This is a genomic window from Pseudorhodoferax sp. LjRoot39, from assembly GCF_964253035.1.
In the GTDB taxonomy this organism is placed as follows: Bacteria; Pseudomonadota; Gammaproteobacteria; order Burkholderiales; family Burkholderiaceae_C; genus Pseudorhodoferax.
In genome coordinates this window covers 7250759-7268698 of record NZ_CAXUQL020000001.1, presented here as the reverse complement: position 1 = coordinate 7268698, position 17940 = coordinate 7250759, and the positions used below count along the sequence as shown (strand labels likewise).

Here is a 17940-nt window from a genome sequence, read left to right as displayed (position 1 = left end):
ACGAAGTGAGCAAGGAACGGGGGTGGTCAATCGACTGCGCGTGACTTCTTGATGTCGGCCGCCGAGGGCTGGAAGCGCGCATCGGCGCCGTCCAGGTAGACGTAGTCCACCATCACGCCCTTGCCGCCCTCGTTCTTGGTCTTGCCGACGAACGCCCCCATGGTGGATTGGTGGTCTTCGGCGCGGTAGGTGATCTTGCCGAAGGGGCTGGGCACCTGCAGGCCCTTGAACGCGGCGACCAGCTTGTCGGACTCGGTGCTCTTGGCCTTGGTGATGCCCGCGGCGGCCGACATGATCATGCTGTAGCCCACCACCGAGCCCAGGCGCGGATAGTCCTTGTACTTGCCGTGGTAGGCCAGGAAGAAGGCCTTGTGCTCGGGCGTCTGGATGCCGTACCAGGGGTAGCCGGTGACGATCCAGCCGTTGGGTGCCTCGTCGCGCAGCGGGTCCAGGTACTCGGGCTCGCCGGTCAGCACGCTGATCACGGCGCGGTCCTTGAACAGGCCGCGCGTGTTGCCCTCGCGCACGAAGCGGGTCAGGTCGGCGCCGAACAGCACGTTGAAGATCGCATCGGGCTTGGCGTCGGCCAGGGCCTGCACCACGCTGCCGGCGTCGACCTTGCCCAGCGGCGTGGCCTGCTCGGCGACGAACTCCACATCGGGCTGCGCGGCCTTGAGCAGGTTCTTGAACGCGGCCGTGGCCGACTGGCCGTACTCGTAGTTGGGGTAGACGATGGCCCAGCGCTTCTTCTTGAGCTTGACGGCCTCGGGCACCAGCATGGCCGCCTGCATGTAGGTGCCGGGGCGCAGCCGGAAGGTGTATTGGTTGCCGCCCTGCCAGGTCATCTTGTCGGTCAGCGGCTCGCCAGCGAGGTAGAAGAACTTCTTCTGCTTGGCGAAGTCCGCCAGCGCCATGCCGGTGTTCGACAGGAATGCGCCGGCCAGCAGGTCGACCTTCTCGCGCGAGACCAGTTCCTCGGCCATGCGCACGGTGTCGCCCGGGCTGCCGTTGTCGTCGCGCGTGATGAGCTCGAGCTTCCTGCCGTTGATGCCGCCCTTGGCGTTGATCTCCTCGACGGCCAGGTCCATGCCCTTCTTGTAGGGCTCCAGGAAGGCGGGCTGGGCCTTGTAGCTGTTGATCTCGCCGATCTTGATCACGCCCTGGGCGTGTGCCGGAACGAGCGCGGACAGCGCGAGGACCGAGGCGGCGCTGAACACGTGGCGCATGGATTTCATGGAGTGGCTCCTTGGGGACGGTGGAAACATTCTGGGCGGGACGGCGCGCGCCTCAGCGCAGGCCGTCCTGGCCTTGGACCTCTGACACCTGCAGGCCGCCGACGCGCGGCAGCGGCCGGCCGCCGGCGGTGACCGATACGGCCACGACGATCTCGTTCGCACGCGGCGCATCGGGCACGCGTGCCTCGATCGCGTCGAAGTGGCTGCGCACGAAGGCCGCATCCTTGTGGCCCAGCGGCACGTCGATGGCGCAGCCCATGCCGCCGACCTTCTTGGCCGATGGCACGAGGGCCGCGCCTTTCTCGACGGCGCGGCGCAGCGGCGCGCCGAGCTTGGGGTGCAGGATCGCGGCCGCGTGTTCGAGCTCGCCGGCCTCGCCGACGATGGCGGCCTTGCCGTAGCCCTCGGCCTCACCGGGCGCGATGCCCAGCGCGGCCACGCACCTGTCGCCGAGCAGGCCGCCGAGTTCCTCGCCGATGGCGATCAGCGCGTCGAGGTTTTCCTCGTAGCGGCCCGCGAACGGGTTGGTGATCACCGCCATGGCCAGTGCACGGCGCACCGGCGGCGTGACAGGACGCCCCATTTCGAGGCGCGTTTCGTCGACTTGAACGATCAGTTTGCGGATCTCTGCGGGCATGGCTGCGGTTCAGGTTGCGAAGAGGTGGGCATTGTGCGTGCGGTGCCAGGGCTTGCGTTTAGGTACTTTCATTAAGCAATTACTGCACCAACGGCCGCCCGGCCGCCGCGTCGGTGCTGCGCCAGCGGTCCTGGCAAACCAGTGCAGCATGCCAGATCAGACCTTGCGCGCGCAAAGCCTCGGCACGCGCCAGACCGGCCTGCAGCGCCTGGTCGACCAGTGCGGCGGGCAGGGGCGGCACGTCGACCGTGACGAGGCGCGCGCCGAGGTCGCTGTCGTCCTTGATCTCGTCGGCCGGACGGCGCGTGATGCGTGCATCGGACACGTCCACGGCGTTGGCGATCACGGTGGCCGCGGCGTCGGCGGCTGCCGCACTGTGCGCCAGCACGGTCACGCTGTCGGCGATGCCCAGCGAGAAACTGCGGCCGCGCCAGCCGCTGGTGGCCACGCCGCGCACCGGCAGATCGGCTGTGACTGTGAACTGGGCGTCGGTCGGCAGTGGGTGGGGGTCCGCGCGCGGGCGGAAGCGGGCAAGGTCGGCCCACAGGCCCACGCGCACCTGCTGCCCCTGCGCCAGGTGGATCGCGATGTCGCCGCCGTTGTTGACCCAGGCGCGTGCGATGCCGGAACCGGTGTAGTGCACGAGGATCTCCTGGGCCACGGCGCCGGCCACCGCGGCCATGGACGTGATGAAGCCGCTGCGGTAGGGCGCGCAGGCCTGCCACATGCGGCACGCGACGGGGCCTTGCATGGGGCAGTCGGCGCCGACCGGTGCGCGCAGCAGTGGCAGTTCGGCCACGAGTTCGGGCAGCACCGTGGCGAAGCGTTGCCAGGCCGCGTCGTGCGCAGCCTGCACCGCATGGACATGGCCCTCGGCGGCGACGACGAGGTCGATGGGGCCGTGCTGGAAATGCGCCCGGCCGTTGGGCAAGGTGCTGCGGCTCGGCCCCATGGCGGGTGGCCCTCAGCCGAGCAGCGGCGCCTGTCCGATGGGCCAGCCGTTGCCGGCGGCGGGCGCCAGCATGCGGCGCGCGCGCGGTGCGCCGTCGTTGTGCCAGGCGCCGTGTTGCAGCGTGTCGGGCAGCGAGCGCACCTGCTCCATGTGGCCGCCCAGGCGTTCGTAGTCCGCCAGCCGCATCGTGAACTCCAGCGGCGCCACGATGGCCGGCGTGGGCACGGTGCCGAAGCTGTTGTCAGGCATGCGCATCACATCGACCATGACCGTGATGCCGCCGCCGGGCCAGACGTAGCCGGGCGCGCCGCCCAGCGTGACGTTGACGAGCGACTGCTTGATGGCCTGGGTGAGCAGCACCGGGTTCTCGCTGACGCCTGCGCGCAGGCTGCCGCCCGCGCCGCCCAGGAACAGCACGGTGGTCAGCGAGGGTTCGCAGTTCTCGCCGATGCGCGCGACCACGCGTGCGACCTCGTCGGGCATGGGCTGGGGCTGCGGCACGAGCTGGTCGTCCAGCACGTACCACGCCGCGTGTTCGCCGGTGGTGGAGACCATCAGCAGGCGCAGGCCGGGCCAGGCCGTGTCGGCTTCGCAGGCCTCGATGATGGACAGCGGGTCGGCGATGTCGGTGCCGCCCCAGCCCGTGCCGGGGTTGGCGACCTGGAAGTAGCGTCCGGGCGTGGACTTGCGGCCCCGCACCTTGATGCCGGCCGGGCGCATGTCCAGGCAGCGGCCGGCCTGGTGTTCGGTCAGCACGCCGGTGATGTGGTCGTCCACCACGATGACCTCGTCGCAGATGCCGAAGAACTGCCGCGCGAAGATGCCCACCGTGGCCGAGCCGCAGCCCACGCGCATGCGTTGCTCCCGCACGCCGTTGACGATGGGCGCCTTGCCGGCCTGCACCGTGAGTTGCGCGCCGCCATCGATCGTGAGATCCACCGCCTGTTTGTTGCCCAACAGCTGCATCGCGTCCAGCGTGACGCGGCCTTCCTTCTTGCTGCCACCCGTGAGGTGGTGCACGCCGCCCAGCGACAGCATCTGCGAGCCGTACTCGGCGGTGGTCACATGGCCGATCACCTCGCCCTTGCAGCGCACGTTGGCCTGCTCGGGGCCGAGCCAGCGGTCGGTGTCGATCTTCAGCTTGAGGCTGCAGTAGCTGAAGATGCCTTCCGTCACCACCGTGACCATGTCCACGCCATCGGCCTCGGAGGCGACGATGAAGGGCGCGGGCTTGTAGTCGGGATAGGTGGTGGAGGCGCCGATGCCTGTCACGAAGACCTGGGGGGCGGGCGCCAGCGGTGCGGCTTCATCGGTCTCGCGCGCGGTGAAAGGCACCAGCGGCTGCTCCGCATCCAGTGTCCTTTGCAGCAGCACCACGGGATCCACACGCACCAGCACGCCGTCGGCGTTGGCATAGCGGTCGCAGGCGCCCGTGCGCCCGCGGCCGATCTGGCAGAGCACCGGGCAGGCATTGCACTCGACCTTGTCGCCGGCCATGCGCTCGTTGCGCGGCCTGGCGCGCTCCAGGCCCTGCGGCAGCACGACCTCCGGTAGGTCGGGAAGGCCGTCGGTCTTGGTGTGCTCGTTCAGCATCGTGGGGGCTCCGTTGCGGTGCTGCGGCTTGCCGCGCAATCGCGTTTCATGTAGCATTCACTTAACGTGAGTGCGGCAGATGCTACTCAGAATTGCACCCCGCCGCAAGCATTCGAACAGGCAATAGCCATGCCGTTCGCATGCCGGAGACACCAGTGGCCGCAGCGGCATGTGAAAAAATCGGCCGTTTCACTTTTGCATCCAACCGTCCGAACGTCATGAGCGCATTCAACGAAGAGAAGGTCCTCTCCGTCCACCACTGGACCGACCGCTTGTTCAGCTTCACCACGACGCGCGATCCGTCGCTGCGCTTCTCGAACGGGCACTTCACGATGATCGGCCTGCGCGGCGACAACGGCAAACCGCTGCTGCGCGCCTACAGCATCGCCAGCGCCAACTACGAGGACCACCTGGAGTTCCTGTCGATCAAGGTGCCGGACGGCCCGCTGACCTCCAAGCTGCAGCACATCCAGGTCGGCGACTCCGTCATCGTCGGCCGCAAGCCGACTGGCACGCTGGTGACCGACTACCTGCTGCCCGGCAAGCGCCTGTATTTGTTCGGCACGGGCACCGGTCTCGCACCGTTCCTGAGCATCGTGCGCGATCCGGACACGTACGACCGCTACGAGCAGGTCATCGTGGTGCACGGCGTGCGCCAGGTCGACGAGCTGGCCTACCACGACATGCTGACCGAGCACCTGCCCGCACACGAGGTGCTGGGCGAGCTGGTCAGCAGCAAGCTGCGCTACTACCCGACGGTCACGCGCGAGTCCTACCGCAACATGGGCCGCATCACCGAGCTGATCGAAAACGGCAAGATGTGCGACGACCTCGGCCTGCCGCAGATCAATGCGGCCGAAGACCGCGTGATGCTGTGCGGCAGCCCGGCCATGCTGCGCGACCTCAAGGTCATGCTGGAACACCGCGGCTTCAAGGAAGGCAATACCACGACGCCGGGCGACTTCGTCGTCGAGCGCGCCTTCGTCGAGCAATAAGACCGGCACCTCGCACATGCCCCGGCCCGCCAAGACAGCAGACGGCCAGCGCAAGCCGGGGGTGCGGGAACAGGCGGTCATCACCTCGCGCGCCAACCTGCTGCGCGCGGCCACGCGCATCTTCGCCAAGCACGGCTTTGCCGGCGGGCGCGTGGGCCAGATCTCCAAGGCGGCCAAGTCCTACGACCGCATGATCTACTACTACTTCGGTAGCAAGGAAGGTCTGTACATCGCGGTGATCGAGGACATCTACCGGCGCATGAACGAGGCCGAGGAGGCCCTGGCGCTCGATGAGCACGCGCCCGTGGAATCGCTCAAGACCGTGGTGCGCTTCGTCTGCGGCTACTACCGCCGGCACCCCGAGTTCGTCACGCTGCTCAACAACGAGAACCTGCTGCAGGGGCGCCACATCGCCAAGATGCAGTCGGCCCAGCAGTACTCCTCGCCCGCGATCTCGGTACTGCAGCTGCTGCTGGCCGCTGGGGTGGCGCAGGGCGTGTTCCGCGACGACATCGCGGTGCACGACGTCTACATGATGATCGCCGCGCTGGGCTACTTCCCGCAGTCCAACCGCTTCACGCTGTCCGAATTCCTGGGCCAGCGCATCGACGACCCGGCGGCGTCCGCGCGCTGGGAGGCCTTCGTCGTCGATGCCGTGCTGCGCACCGTGATGCGCGAGCCCGTGCCGTACAACGAATCCCCAAGCCCCCACGGAGAAACCCCCACATGGCAGAAGCCGCCGCCACCGCCGCCTCCGGCAAAGTCGTCATCCGCAACATCGGCCTGATGCTGTCGGGCGACATCGACCAGCCCATCCTCGAAGCCGACACCATCGTTGTCCACGACGGCCTGATCACCGCGGTCGGCAAGTTCAAGGACTGCGATGTCGAAGGCGCCACCACCGTCATCGACGCCAGGCAGACCTGCGTCGCACCCGGCCTCATCGACAGCCACGTGCATCCCGTGTTCGGCGACTGGACGCCGCGCCAGAACCAGCTGGGCTGGATCGAGTCCACGCTGAACGGCGGTGTGACCACCATGATCTCGGCCGGCGAGGTGCACCTGCCGGGGCGGCCCAAGGACATCGTCGGCCTGAAGGCCCTGGCCATCACGGCGCAGCGCGCGTTCGACAACTTCCGCCCGGGTGGCGTGAAGGTGCTGGCCGGCGCGCCCGTGATCGAGAAGGGCATGGTCGAAAGCGACTTCAAGGAACTGGCGGCGGCCGGCGTGGGCCTGCTCGGAGAGATCGGCCTGGGCTCGGTCAAGGGCGGCACCGAGGCCGCGACCATGGTCAAGTGGGCGCGCGCGGCCGGCATCCAGAGCACCATCCACACGGGCGGGCCGTCGATCCCGGGCTCGGGCCTGATCGACAAGGACGTGGTGCTGGAGGCCGATGCCGACGTGATCGGCCACATCAACGGCGGCCACACCTCGCTGTCCGAGGCGCATGTCTGCGAACTCTGCGAGAAGTCCAGCCGCGCGATCGAGATCGTGCACAACGGCAACGAGAAGGTGGCCATCGCGGCCGCGCAGATGGCGCTGCAGCTCAAGTGCCCGCACCGCGTGATCCTGGGCACGGACGGGCCGGCTGGCTCGGGCGTGCAGCCGCTGGGCATCCTGCGCATGGTGGCCCTGCTGTCCAGCCTGGCCAGCATCCCGGCCGAACTCGTGTTCTGCTTCGCCACCGGCAACACCGCGAAGATCCGCAAGCTCAACTGCGGCTTCATCGAGGTTGGCCGCGCGGCCGACTTCGTGTTCATGGACCGGGCCCAGCACACCGCCGGCCGCACGCTGCTGGAGAGCGTGCAGCTGGGCGACATCCCGGGCATCGGCATGGTCATGATCGACGGCATCGTGCGCTGCGGGCGCAGCCGCAACACGCCGCCGGCAACCGAAATTCCTGTCGTCGTCTCGGGCGCGCATTGAAAACTGCGCTATACTTTATGGCTTCGCGGCTGTAGCTCAGCTGGATAGAGTACTTGGCTACGAACCAAGGGGTCGTGGGTTCGATTCCTGCCAGCCGCACCAAACCGAATGGGTCGGTCCTCACAAGGGACCGACCCATTTTCTTTTCCGAGCTCCAATTTTCGGCAATGGAGAAAATTCGGTATATACTCTAAGGCTTCGCGGCTGTAGCTCAGCTGGATAGAGTACTTGGCTACGAACCAAGGGGTCGTGGGTTCGATTCCTGCCAGCCGCACCAAATGGATGGGCCGGTCCTTGCAAAAGGACCGGCCCATTTTCTTTTGGGGTCGCCCTGTCGGTCATCGACTACAGCGGCACGCGCCATCCGACGATGCGGCCGGGCCTCCAATCCTCCGAAGATATGGGTTCCTTTGATTGGGAGACGCATGCTCGACACCCTTTCCCCTTCGCTTCGCTCCCGGCGCCTGGCCTCCGTGCCTACGCCGCACCCGGTGCCGCCCGTGCCGCCGCCGGTTGGCCCGTTCGACGACGAAGATCCCGTCAACCCGGAACCCGGCACGCCCGTGCAGGAACCGCCGGACGAGGGCGACGTGCCCACGCGCCTGCCTGGCCATCCCGGCCGGCCCGTGCATGTGCAACGCCGCCACAGCGCGCGCCATGAACATCCAGGTGCCTGAAGGCCCGGCCCATGTGGTGACCGGGGTCGAGCTGGACGCGCGCGGCGAGGTGCGGCGCGTGCGCTGGTACCTGGCCGACGGCAGCGAGGTCGGCTTGGCGGCGGGCCCAGCGCCGCGCCCGCTGTCGGGCGAGAGCGTGGTCGACACGCTCGAGGTGGTGGACAAGCTGCTCGAGGCCGAGCCTGTCGTTCCCCTGTTCCCGGGGCGCGGCGCTGGTGCGACGCCGCAACTGGTCAAGGTCCATGTCCAGGCCGATGGAACGGAGCGGATCGAGGTCGATCCTTCGCTGCCCGGACGCACGTTGCGCGACCTGCCGCGGCTGTAGCGCGGTCGGCGGCCCGCTGCCGCTTTTGCCGGACACTAGGCCCCATGAGCAAAGCCTTCACCAAGGAAAGCGACAGCGACGACGAGGACGAGCTGGCCCTGCCCGCGCTGCCGGCCGGCGGCAAGAACTACATCACGCCGCAGGGCTACGCCCGCCTGCGCAACGAGTTGCTGGACCTGATCGACAACGAGCGCCCCAAGGTGGTCGAGGTCGTGCACTGGGCCGCCAGCAACGGCGACCGCTCCGAGAATGGCGACTACCTCTACGGCAAGAAGCGGCTGCGCGAGATCGACCGCCGCATCCGCTTCCTGACGCGCCGTCTGGAGATCGCAGAGGTCACCGACCCCAGCGTGCACCATGGCAGCGACCAGGTGTTCTTTGGCGCCACCGTGACCTATGCAGACGCGCAGGGCGAGGAGCAGACCATCACCATCCGCGGCATCGACGAGGCCAACAGTGCGGCCGGCGAGGTCAGCTGGATCGCGCCGATCGCGCGGGCCCTGCTGCGCGCGCGCGTGGGTGACGAGGTCCGCCTGCCCACGCCCGCTGGTGTGCGCGACCTGGAGGTGCTGGAGGTGCGTTATCCGGCGCCAGTCGCGGCTTGATAGGGGGCGGGTGCGGCGCGCACGGCACGCAGCACCGCCGGCATGCGCTTCAGGTTGCGCAAGGCCGATTCCAGGTGCGTGCGATCGCGCACGGCCACCACGAAGCGCAGGTCCGAGGCGTCCTGCGCCTCCTCTTGGCCCATGTCCATGTGCGTGATGTCGACCTCGGAGGAGGCCAGTGCCGCCGCCACGCGCGCCAGCACGCCCTTGCCGTTGTTGACGGTGACGACGATGCCGGTCTCGAAGGTGCGCACCGGCTCGTCGGACCAGGCCACGGCGATGAAGCGCTCGCTGTCCTTGTACTGCAGGCGCTTGGCGGTGGCGCAGTCGGCCGTGTGCACGAACAGGCCTTCGCCTCGCCCCAGGTAGCCGACGATCTCGTCGCCGGGCACCGGCCGGCAGCAGCGTGCGAACTGCACCGAGGCGTTCTCGCTGCCGTCGATCAGCACGCCGCCCTGCGACACGGTTTCGTGTGCCGTGTAGCGCTCGCGCGTCATGAGCAGCGGGTCGGCCTTCACGCCGCCGCCCTCGGTCATGAGTACCTTGAGCCGCTTGGCAACGATGCTGGCGATGCGCTTGCCCAGGCCGATGTCGGTCATGAGCTCGGCGCGCGTGCGGTTGCCCGAGAAGCGCAGCAGCTTGTCCCAGATCGGCTGGCCGCCGGCGTCGTGGTCGGGCAAGGCCTCGATGCCCTCGGCGCGCACGGCCTGGGTCAGCAGTTTCTCGCCCAGGTCCTCCGACTCGGTGATGGCCCGGCTCTTGAGGTGGTGGCGGATCTTGGAGCGCGCCCGGCCCGTGCGCACGAAGCCCAGCCAGGCCGGGTTGGGCGCCGAGATCGGCGCGGTGATGACCTCGATCACGTCGCCGTTGTGCAGTTCGGTGCGCAGCGGCGCCTGGTCGCCGTTGATGCGGGCCGCCACCGTGCGGTCGCCCACGTTGCTGTGGATGGCGTAGGCGAAGTCGACCACGGTGGCGCCACGCGGCAGCGCCATGATCTGGCCCTTGGGCGTGAACACGTAGACGGCGTCGGGAAACAGGTCGACCTTGACGTGGTCCCAGAACTCGGACGCATCGCGCGTTTCCTGCTGGATGTCCAGCAGCGACTGCAGCCACTGCGTGCCCATGCGGTCGGTGGTGGCGCTGCCCGGGTGGTTGGCCTTGTAGAGCCAGTGCGCCGCGACCCCCGATTCGGCCACCACGTGCATGGCGTCCGTGCGCATCTGGAACTCGATGTTGATGTTGGACGGCCCCACCAGCGTGGTGTGCAGCGACTGGTAGCCGTTGGCCTTGGCGATCGCGATGTGGTCCTTGAAGCGGCCCGGCACCGGCTTGTACAGCTGGTGCAGCACGCCGAGCGCCGTGTAGCAGTCGGTCACGCTGGGCACGATCACGCGAAAGCCGTAAATGTCGTTGACCTGGGCGAACGACAGGTGCTTGTCGTCCATCTTGCGAAAGATGGAGTAGAGCGTCTTCTCGCGGCCCGCGATGCGCACCTTCATGCCGACATTGGCGAAGGCCGTCTCGAGTTCCTGCTGCACCTTCTGCACCAGGTCGCGGCGCCGGCTGCGCGCCTTGGCCACGGCCTTGGCCAGCACGCCGTGGCGCCAGGGCATCAGATGCTGGAACGCGAGCTCCTGCAGCTCGCGGTAGGTCACGTTCAGGCCCAGCCGGTGGGCGATGGGCGCGTAGATGTCCAGCGTTTCCTTGGAGATGCGTCCCCACTTGCTGCGCGGCATGTCGCCCATGGTGCGCATGTTGTGGGTGCGGTCGGCCAGCTTGATCAGGATCACGCGCACGTCGCGCGCCATCGCCAGCAGCATCTTGCGGAAGGACTCGGCCTGGTTCTCCTCGCGCGTGTTGAACTGCAGCTTGTCCAGCTTGGTCAGCCCGTCCACCAGTTCCGCCACCGGCGCGCCGAAGCGCTCGATGAGCTCAGGCTTGGTCACGCCGCAGTCTTCCATGGCGTCGTGCAGCAGCGCCGCCATCAGCGCCTGGGCGTCGAGCTTCCAGGCCGCGCATTGCGTGGCCACGGCGATCGGGTGCGTGATGTAGGGCTCGCCGCTGGAACGCAGCTGGCCCAGGTGGGCCTCGTCGGCGAAGCGGTAGGCCTGGCGCACCTGCTCGACGCTCTGGGCATCCAGGTAGTCCAGGCTGGCGGTCAGGGCGGCAAAGCTGGCCGCGGCGGCGTTCGCCGCGGCGGGGGTGGCGGGCGCAAGAGCCGGCGGCGGTGTCCTGTCTGCAGTGGTGGGCAACGCGGCATTCATGCGCTTACTGTAGCGTGCAGGCCCGCGAGAGCAGGCCGCCAAACAAAAAGGCACCGCCATGCGGTGCCTTTTTACTGCCTTTCAGCGCAGGCGGATGCCGCTCAACTCGGCACCTTCTTGAGCATTTCCAGGCCGACCTTGCCGGCGGCGATCTCGCGCAGGGCCGTCACGCCGGGCTTGTTCTTGCTCTCGATCTTGGGGGCATGGCCCTGGCTCAGCATGCGGGCGCGGTAGGTCGCGGCCAGCACCAGCTGAAAGCGGTTGGGGATCTGCTCGAGGCAGTCTTCGACGGTGATGCGGGCCATGGTGGACTCCAGTCCTCTCAGAGGATGTGCAGGGATTTGAAGGTGTCGGCCCTGGCGCGCACCTGCGCCAGGTATTTGAGTCGCTGGGCGTGCACGATGGTTTTCAAGTCGAAAACGGCCCGGTCGAACAACTCGTTGATTATAACGAAGTCGAAATTTTCGGCCTGGGCCATCTCCACGGCGGCGTTCTTGAGCCGCAGTTCGATCACCTCCGGCGCATCTTCGCCACGGCGCTCCAGGCGCGAGCGCAACTCTTCCCAGCTCGGCGGCAGGATGAAGATCAGCACCGCATTGGCGAAAGTCTTCTTGATCTGCATCGCGCCCTGGAAGTCGATCTCCAGGATCACGTCGGCGCCCTGGGCGATGCGGTCCTCGATGGCCTTCTTGGAGGTGCCGTAGCGCCGCCCGTGCACATTGGCCCACTCGACGAAGCCGTTGGCCGCCACCATGGCGTCGAAATCGGCGTCGGGCACGAAGAAGTACTCGCGGCCGTGCTTTTCCTGGCCGCGTGGCGCGCGCGTGGTGTGCGACACCGAGGGCTGGATCTGCGCGTCGAGTTCCAGGAGCGCCTTGACCAGGCTGGACTTGCCGGCCCCACTCGGGGCTGCGACGACGATCAGGTTGCCGGGATAGTCCATGGCGAACGGGGGCTGAAAAGGCGCCAGAGTTTAGCAGCGCGTCCTACAGGGGCAGTGACAGCTGCAGGTCGCCCGTGGCGTAGGCCACGCAGGGCAGGATCCAGCCCTCGCGCTTCTCGTCCAGCGACAGGCCTGGCCAGGCGACGCGGTAGGCCACGCTGCCGGCGTCCATGAAGCAGATGCAGCTGCGGCAGGTGCCGTTGCGGCAGGAGCTCTCCATGGCCAGGCCGGCGCGCTCGGCCGCCAGCAGCACCGGCAGGTCGGCCGGTGCCTCGAATTGCAGAGGGTCCGCGCCCGGCCGCTGCAGCCGCACGGTGAAGGTGCCAGACATGGGCGGCGAGTGTAGGGCGCGGCTTGCGGCGACAATGGAGGGCTTTTTCAGTCTCTCGCACCCACATGTCGTTCTACGAAGTCCGTCCCGCCGAGAAGCGCGACGCCCAAGCCATCGTCGATGTCCACGCCGCTGCCACCTTGGCCGCCTATGCCGGCATCGTGCCGGAGGAACTGCTGAACGCGCAGCCCGTGGCCAAACGCCTGCAGCAGTGGCGCGAGGCGATCGAGTTCGGCGATCCGCAGGTCTATGTGGCCCGGTTTGAGGGCCAGGTGGTGGGCTTTGTCGCCTTCGACCGTTCGCGCGACAAGGGCACCAAGCCCACCGTGGGCGAGGTCTGGGCCATCCACGTGCTCCCCGAGCACTGGGGCAAGGGCGCGGGCCTGGCCCTGTGGGACGCTGCGCGCGAAGGCCTGGACGACGAGGGCTGCACCAGCGTGACGGTCTGGATCCCGCTGCGCAACGAGCGCGCGCTGCGCTTCTTCGACCTCGCCGGCTTCAAGCGCGAACTGAACACCGCGCGCACCACGCCGTTCGGCGACATCCGCATCGAAGAGATGCGGCTCAAGCGCGCCGTCGACTGAACTTCTAGCTTCCGACCAGCCCGCCGTCCTCGCGACGGATCGCCAGGGTCGCCGAGCGTGGCCGGCCGCCATCCGGCCAGGTCGAGTACTTGGTCACTTCATCCGGTACGCTGCGGTCCGACGGCGGCTCGCCCGGGTGCTGGATGTTGACGAACAGTGTGCGGCCGTCCGGCGCCATCGTGGCACCCGTGATCTCGCAGTGCACGGGCCCGGTCAGAAAGCGCCGCACTTCGCCCGTGGCCGGGTCGCAGGCCAGCATCTGGTTGTTGCCCAGCGCCTGCATCTCGCCACGGCGCATCTCGCCGGCCGCCGCGTCGGTCTGGATCCAGAGCAGGCCACGCGCGTCCAGCAGCAGGCCGTCGGGGCAGGCGAAGATGTCGCCGCGGATGTTGCCGCGCGCCTCGGGCCTGGTGTTGGCCGGGTCGCCGGCCAGCAGCAAATGGTCCCAGCGCATGCGGGTGGCGTCGAAATCGCCGTCTTCCTGCCAGCGGATGACCTGGCCCATCACGTTGCCCGCGCGCGGGTTGGCCGCGTCCACACCCGGCTGGCCCGGTGCGCCGCGCGCGCTGTTGTTGGTCAGCGTGCAATAGACCGTGCGGCGTGCCTGGTCGATGGCCAGCCATTCGGGCCGGTCCATGCGCGTGGCGCCCAGCAGGTCGGCGGCCTGGCGCGTCCTGACCAGCACCGCGCCCTGGTCGGCGAAGCCGGCCGCGGCCGTGAGCGGGCCTTCGCCGTGCACGAGCGGCAGCCAGCGGCCCGTGCCGTCGGCGTCGAAGCGCGCCACGTACAGCGTGCCGTGGTCCAGCAGCGCACGGTTGGCCTGCGCCGCGCTCTGGCCGGCGGAGGCGGGCGCGATGCGGTCCCGGCTCACGAACTTGTAGAGGTACTCGAAGCGCGCGTCCTCGCCGGAGTAGACGACGGCGCGGCCGTCCTCGGTCGTGGCCACCCAGGCGCCCTCGTGCGCGCCCCGGCCCAGGGCCGTGCGCTTGACGGGCGCGGCGTTCGGGTCCATCGGGTCGACTTCCAGAATCCAGCCGAAGCGGTGGAACTCGTTGGGGTGCTGGCGCGCATCGAAGCGCGCGTCGTGCTCGGCCCAGCGGAAGAAGGCCTGCTCCGTCATGCCCCAGCGCCGCTGGTCGGTGTCGCGCTCGCGGCCACCCGCGAAGTAGAAGCGGAAGTTTTCCTCGCCCGCGAGGTAGGTGCCCCAGGGCGTGGTGCTGCCGGCGCAGTTGTTGAGCGTACCGCGCACGGTGCGGCCGGCCGGATCGTCGGCCGTGCGCAGCAAGGGGTGGCCGGCCGCCGGGCCCGCCACCGTGCAGGGCGTGCTGGCCGTGATGCGGCGCGCGAAGCGGCTGGGCCGCTGCAACTGCCAGCGGCCGCCCTCGAGCGCGACCTCGACCACCGACAGCCCGTGCGCGGCCTGCGACTTGTGCACCTTCTCGGCCGTCCAGGGCACCATGCCACCCGGGTGCAGCATGCCGTCGTCGGTGTACTCGTGGTTGATGACCAGGAGGCCGCGCTGCCCGCCGTCCAGCGCGAAGTAGCCCATGCCGTCGTGGTGCATGCCCAGCTGCAGCGCCTGCTCCTCGGCGCTGTTCGACAGGTCGTCGCGGAAGGCCGGCATGGCACCGGCGACGCCCACGGGCTCGCCCCAGGGCGCCAGGACCTGGGCGACGTAGCCGCGCGGCACCACCACGCGGTCGGCGGCCGAAGCCGGAATGCCTTCGAAGCCGATGCGCCCGTCGGTCCCACCGGTGCCGCTGGTTGCAGTGGCGCAGCCCGCCAGCGGTGCCAGCAACGCGGCCGTCGCCGCACCCAGGCCGCCCTGCAGCCAGCGCCGCCGCGCCAGATCGGACACCGCGTCCAGGGCCGGATTGCCCGAGCGGTTGCTGTGTTCCATGCGACTGAAGTCCTTGGCCATCGTGTCCCTGCTGGTTCCTGCCCCTGTGGCATGCTGCGCGTCCGATTGTCACGCGCCCCGTTGTCCCGCCCGATGTCTCCGTTCCCTTCCGACCCCGGACGCAGCCCCCTGGCCCAGGCCGCCATCTGGCGCGCCGTGCAACTGATCGAGGAGGAGGGCCGGCTCGAAGATGGCCAGGCCATGCGCCAGGCCTTCAGCGCCCGGCCCGATGGCGCCGGCCGTGTGCTGGAGCGCGCCTGGCTGCTCGGCGAGCGCCTGGGCCTGCAGCGCGAATGGCGGCGCTGGCGCCAGCTGGGCGGTGCGGTGCTGTTGCTGCTGGTGCTCGGCGTGGTCGGCAGCGCCTGGGCGCTGGCGCGCGGGGTGCTCGGCGATGCGCGCGAGATCAACGTGGTCGCCGCCTTCGTGTCCGTGCTGGGCCTGCACACGGTGACGCTGGCGCTGTGGCTGGCCAGCCTGCTGCTGCCCTGGCGATCGGCGGCCGGCGGCGCACTGGGCCGCTGGGCGCTGCAGCTCACGGCCCGGCTGCCGCTGGACCGTGGCCCGCACGCCGTGCAGCTGGCGCGCGCCACCACCGACGTGCTGGCCCGCGCGCGGCTGGCGCCCTGGGCCTTCGGTGGCATCAGCCATGCCATCTGGACGCTGGCCTTCGTGCTGCTGCTGGCTGCGCTGGCGCTGGGACTGTCGCTGCGCGCCTACCGGCTGACCTGGGAGACCACGCTGCTGACGCCGGACTTCTTCGTGCACTTCGTGCAGGCCACGGGCTGGCTGCCGCAGCACCTGGGCTTTGCCATGCCGGATACCGCCACGCTGCTGCAGCCTGCGCTGGCCGGCACCGACGCGCAGCGCGCCTGGGCCTGGTGGCTGCTGGGCTGTGTGGCCGTTTACGGCCTGGCTGTGCGCCTGGTCTGCGCGCTGCTGTGCTGGGCCGCCTGGCGGCGCGGCCAGGGCCGGCTGGCGCTGGACCTGGCCGACCCCGGCGTGCGCGCGCTGCTGTCGCGCTTCGAGGCCATGGAGCCGGTGCTGGTGGTGGACGCCGAGCAGCCTGGCGCCGCACCAGCCGCCGCGCCTGCCGCGCCGGTGGCCGATGCCGGCACGCAGCTGCTGGTGGGCTTCGAGTTGCCGCCCGAGGCGCCCTGGCCGCCCTTCACGCCGCCTGCCACGGTGCAGGTGCTGCGCATGGACGGCAGCCAGCGCGAGCGCGCCGACCTGCTGCAGCGCCTTGCCGTGGCGCCAGCGCACCGCCTGCTCGTGGCCTGCCATGCGGCCTCCAGCCCCGACCGTGGCACCGAGCGTTTCCTGCGCGAGGCCGGCGGCCGCAGTGCTGCCTGCGCGGTGCTGCTGGGCGGTGCGCGGCAGGAGTCCGACGCGGCACGCTGGCGCGATTGGCTGCAGCGCAGCGATCTGGTGCAGCTCGCGGTGCTGACCGAACCCGAGGCCGCGCTGGCCTGGCTGGAGGCGCCATGAAGCTGCCCATCCCCGGCGCCCAGACTCCCGACGAGGCCCTGGCCATCGCCGTGGTCGGCCACACCAATGCGGGCAAGACCTCGCTGCTGCGCACGCTCACGCGCAAGCGCCGTTTCGGCGAGGTGTCCGACCGGCCCGGCACCACGCGCCATGTGGAGGTGGTCGAACTGCGCATCGCCGGCCGTCCCGCGCTGCGCTTCTTCGACACGCCGGGCCTGGAAGACTCCGTCGCGCTGTGGGACTTTCTGCAGGGCGTCGGTGCCGACGCCGGCATGGACCGCCCCGCACGCGTGCGCGCCTTTCTGCAAGGGCCGGAGGCACGCGGCAGCTTCGAGCAGGAGGCCAAGGTGCTGCGCAAGATGCTGGAGGTGGACGCGGCCTTCTACGTCATCGACAGCCGCGAGCCCGTGCTGCCCAAGCACCGGGCCGAGATCGAGATCCTGAACTCCTGCGCGCGCCCGGTCATGCCCGTGCTCAACTTCGTGCGCGACCCCGCGAGCCGCCTGGCCGACTGGCAGGCCGTGCTGGCCGGCGGTGGCCTGCACGCCCAGGTGCGCTTCGACGCCGTCGCGCCCTTCGTCGGCGCCGAGCAGCATCTCTACCAGGACCTGGCCACACTGCTGCCGGGCCAGCGCGCGCGGCTGCAGCAGGTCGGCCAGCACCTGCAGCAGGAAGCCGGTGGCCGGCGCGATGCCGCCAGCCGGGCGATTGCCGACGTGCTGCTGCGGCTGGCGGCGCTGCGCCGCGGCATCGGCGAGGTGGTCTACGCGGAGCCCGCCGCGCGGGCGCGCGCCGAGCAGGACTTCCAGCAACTGGCGCTGGTGCTGGTACGCGGCTGCGCCGACCAACTGCTGGAGATCCAGGGCTTTGCCGAGGACGACGCACGGCTCGCCGCGCTGCCCTGGCAGGACGGCCGCTGGGACAGCGACCTGTTCCACCCCGAGGCCCTGCGCCAGGCCGGCCGCCGGCTGGGCATGGGCGCGGCGGTGGGCGCCTCGGTCGGCGTGATCGCCGACCTGGCCGTGGGCGGGCTCTCGCTGGGCGCTGGTGCGGCGCTGGGCGGCGCGCTGGGCAGCATCGTCTCGCAGGGCTGGCGCCAGATCGGTGGCAAGCTGCTGAACCAGCTCAATGGCGTGCGCGAGCTCACACTGGACAACGCCCTGTTGTTTCTCGTCGCGCTGCAGCTCGTGGGCCTGGCGCGCCAGCTCGACCGGCGCGGCCACGCGGCACTGGCCCAGCTGGAGCAGGGCACCGCGTCCGACGCTGCGTTGGATGCCCCGTTGCGCCGCGTGGTGCAGGCCGTGCAGCCCGCCCGCAGCCGGCCCGATTGGGAGAAGCCCGGCAGTAGCTCGGACCGGCGCCGGCGCGTGCAGGAAGAAGCCGCGGCGTTGCTGCGCCCCCTGCTGCAGCCGACGGACTGACGCGGCCTGCGCTGTCGCGCGCCCGTCACCGGCTCGCGCACAATGGTCCGCTCATCCACTCCACTCG

General features: G+C 69.6%; 18 protein-coding genes and 2 tRNA genes. 11 read left to right on the top strand and 9 right to left on the bottom strand.

Features of this window, described 5'->3' with window-relative positions:
* Positions 1 to 26: 26 nt before the first annotated feature.
* The 4 genes from ACSQ4M_RS33960 to ACSQ4M_RS33945 all read right to left on the bottom strand — a co-directional run bounded on the left by ACSQ4M_RS33960 (position 27) and on the right by ACSQ4M_RS33945 (position 4414).
* Positions 27 to 1235 carry an ABC transporter substrate-binding protein gene (locus tag ACSQ4M_RS33960; protein WP_436193747.1) on the bottom strand — a complete coding sequence of 403 codons (1209 nt, stop codon included), beginning with the start codon at positions 1233 to 1235 and terminating at the stop codon, positions 27 to 29.
* Positions 1236 to 1287: 52 nt separating this feature from the next.
* Positions 1288 to 1872 carry an amino acid synthesis family protein gene (locus ACSQ4M_RS33955; RefSeq protein ID WP_436193746.1) on the bottom strand — a complete coding sequence of 195 codons (585 nt, stop codon included), beginning with the start codon at positions 1870 to 1872 and terminating at the stop codon, positions 1288 to 1290.
* Between the two features lie 79 nt (positions 1873 to 1951).
* Entirely contained in the window at positions 1952 to 2824 is an 873-nt protein-coding gene (locus ACSQ4M_RS33950; RefSeq protein WP_436193745.1) for a UPF0280 family protein, read from the bottom strand.
* Between the two features lie 12 nt (positions 2825 to 2836).
* On the bottom strand, positions 2837 to 4414 hold the full coding sequence (locus ACSQ4M_RS33945; protein WP_436194118.1) for a 6-hydroxynicotinate reductase: 1578 nt from the start codon (positions 4412 to 4414) through the stop codon (positions 2837 to 2839).
* Positions 4415 to 4635: 221 nt separating this feature from the next.
* Between ACSQ4M_RS33945 and ACSQ4M_RS33940 the strand changes: the two genes are divergently transcribed.
* The 8 genes from ACSQ4M_RS33940 to greB all read left to right on the top strand — a co-directional run bounded on the left by ACSQ4M_RS33940 (position 4636) and on the right by greB (position 8945).
* Positions 4636 to 5412 (top strand): ferredoxin--NADP reductase, encoded by a 777-nt coding sequence (locus tag ACSQ4M_RS33940; protein ID WP_436193744.1) that lies wholly within the window; start codon positions 4636 to 4638, stop codon positions 5410 to 5412.
* Between the two features lie 16 nt (positions 5413 to 5428).
* Positions 5429 to 6199: a TetR family transcriptional regulator gene (locus ACSQ4M_RS33935; RefSeq protein WP_436193743.1), complete on the top strand. Its 771-nt coding sequence runs from the start codon at positions 5429 to 5431 to the stop codon at positions 6197 to 6199.
* Entirely contained in the window at positions 6139 to 7338 is a 1200-nt protein-coding gene (locus ACSQ4M_RS33930) for an amidohydrolase family protein (RefSeq protein WP_436193742.1), read from the top strand. Before ACSQ4M_RS33935 ends, ACSQ4M_RS33930 begins: the two co-directional genes overlap by 61 nt.
* A gap of 25 nt (positions 7339 to 7363) precedes the next feature.
* Positions 7364 to 7440: transfer RNA gene (locus tag ACSQ4M_RS33925), tRNA-Arg, on the top strand.
* Between the two features lie 98 nt (positions 7441 to 7538).
* A tRNA-Arg gene (locus tag ACSQ4M_RS33920) sits at positions 7539 to 7615 on the top strand.
* A gap of 148 nt (positions 7616 to 7763) precedes the next feature.
* Positions 7764 to 8015 (top strand): hypothetical protein, encoded by a 252-nt coding sequence (locus tag ACSQ4M_RS33915; RefSeq protein WP_436193741.1) that lies wholly within the window; start codon positions 7764 to 7766, stop codon positions 8013 to 8015.
* Positions 7996 to 8340 carry a hypothetical protein gene (locus tag ACSQ4M_RS33910; RefSeq protein WP_436193740.1) on the top strand — a complete coding sequence of 115 codons (345 nt, stop codon included), beginning with the start codon at positions 7996 to 7998 and terminating at the stop codon, positions 8338 to 8340. The genes ACSQ4M_RS33915 and ACSQ4M_RS33910 overlap by 20 nt, the downstream gene beginning before the upstream one ends.
* Before the next feature lie 44 nt (positions 8341 to 8384).
* Positions 8385 to 8945: a transcription elongation factor GreB gene (greB, locus tag ACSQ4M_RS33905; RefSeq protein ID WP_436193739.1), complete on the top strand. Its 561-nt coding sequence runs from the start codon at positions 8385 to 8387 to the stop codon at positions 8943 to 8945.
* Here greB and ACSQ4M_RS33900 read toward each other — a convergent pair.
* From ACSQ4M_RS33900 to ACSQ4M_RS33885, 4 genes are all read right to left on the bottom strand, one after another.
* Positions 8921 to 11209, bottom strand: coding sequence for a RelA/SpoT family protein (locus ACSQ4M_RS33900; RefSeq protein ID WP_436193738.1), 2289 nt, complete (start codon positions 11207 to 11209; stop codon positions 8921 to 8923). The two genes, greB and ACSQ4M_RS33900, sit on opposite strands and share 25 nt — an antisense overlap.
* Positions 11210 to 11310: 101 nt before the next feature.
* Complete coding sequence (gene rpoZ / locus ACSQ4M_RS33895; RefSeq protein WP_056669554.1) at positions 11311 to 11514, bottom strand: DNA-directed RNA polymerase subunit omega; 204 nt, start codon at positions 11512 to 11514, stop codon at positions 11311 to 11313.
* A gap of 17 nt (positions 11515 to 11531) precedes the next feature.
* Entirely contained in the window at positions 11532 to 12152 is a 621-nt protein-coding gene (gene gmk / locus ACSQ4M_RS33890) for a guanylate kinase (protein WP_436193737.1), read from the bottom strand.
* A gap of 43 nt (positions 12153 to 12195) precedes the next feature.
* Positions 12196 to 12483 carry a 2Fe-2S iron-sulfur cluster-binding protein gene (locus ACSQ4M_RS33885; RefSeq protein ID WP_436193736.1) on the bottom strand — a complete coding sequence of 96 codons (288 nt, stop codon included), beginning with the start codon at positions 12481 to 12483 and terminating at the stop codon, positions 12196 to 12198.
* 65 nt (positions 12484 to 12548) lie between these two features.
* Here ACSQ4M_RS33885 and ACSQ4M_RS33880 point away from each other — a divergent pair, with 65 nt between their 5' ends.
* Positions 12549 to 13067 (top strand): N-acetyltransferase family protein, encoded by a 519-nt coding sequence (locus tag ACSQ4M_RS33880; RefSeq protein ID WP_436193735.1) that lies wholly within the window; start codon positions 12549 to 12551, stop codon positions 13065 to 13067.
* A 4-nt stretch (positions 13068 to 13071) separates the two neighbouring features.
* Here the strand turns inward: ACSQ4M_RS33880 and ACSQ4M_RS33875 are convergent, their stop codons facing one another.
* A complete protein-coding gene (locus ACSQ4M_RS33875) occupies positions 13072 to 14967 on the bottom strand; it encodes a PhoX family protein (RefSeq protein WP_436193734.1) in 1896 nt (631 codons plus the stop codon).
* Positions 14968 to 15060: 93 nt separating this feature from the next.
* Between ACSQ4M_RS33875 and ACSQ4M_RS33870 the strand changes: the two genes are divergently transcribed.
* Complete coding sequence (locus ACSQ4M_RS33870) at positions 15061 to 16452, top strand: DUF2868 domain-containing protein (RefSeq protein WP_436193733.1); 1392 nt, start codon at positions 15061 to 15063, stop codon at positions 16450 to 16452.
* The gene (locus ACSQ4M_RS33865) at positions 16449 to 17873 is read left to right on the top strand and encodes a GTPase/DUF3482 domain-containing protein (RefSeq protein WP_436193732.1); all 1425 of its coding nucleotides are present in this window, start codon (positions 16449 to 16451) and stop codon (positions 17871 to 17873) included. The genes ACSQ4M_RS33870 and ACSQ4M_RS33865 overlap by 4 nt, the downstream gene beginning before the upstream one ends.
* Positions 17874 to 17940: the final 67 nt, after the last annotated feature.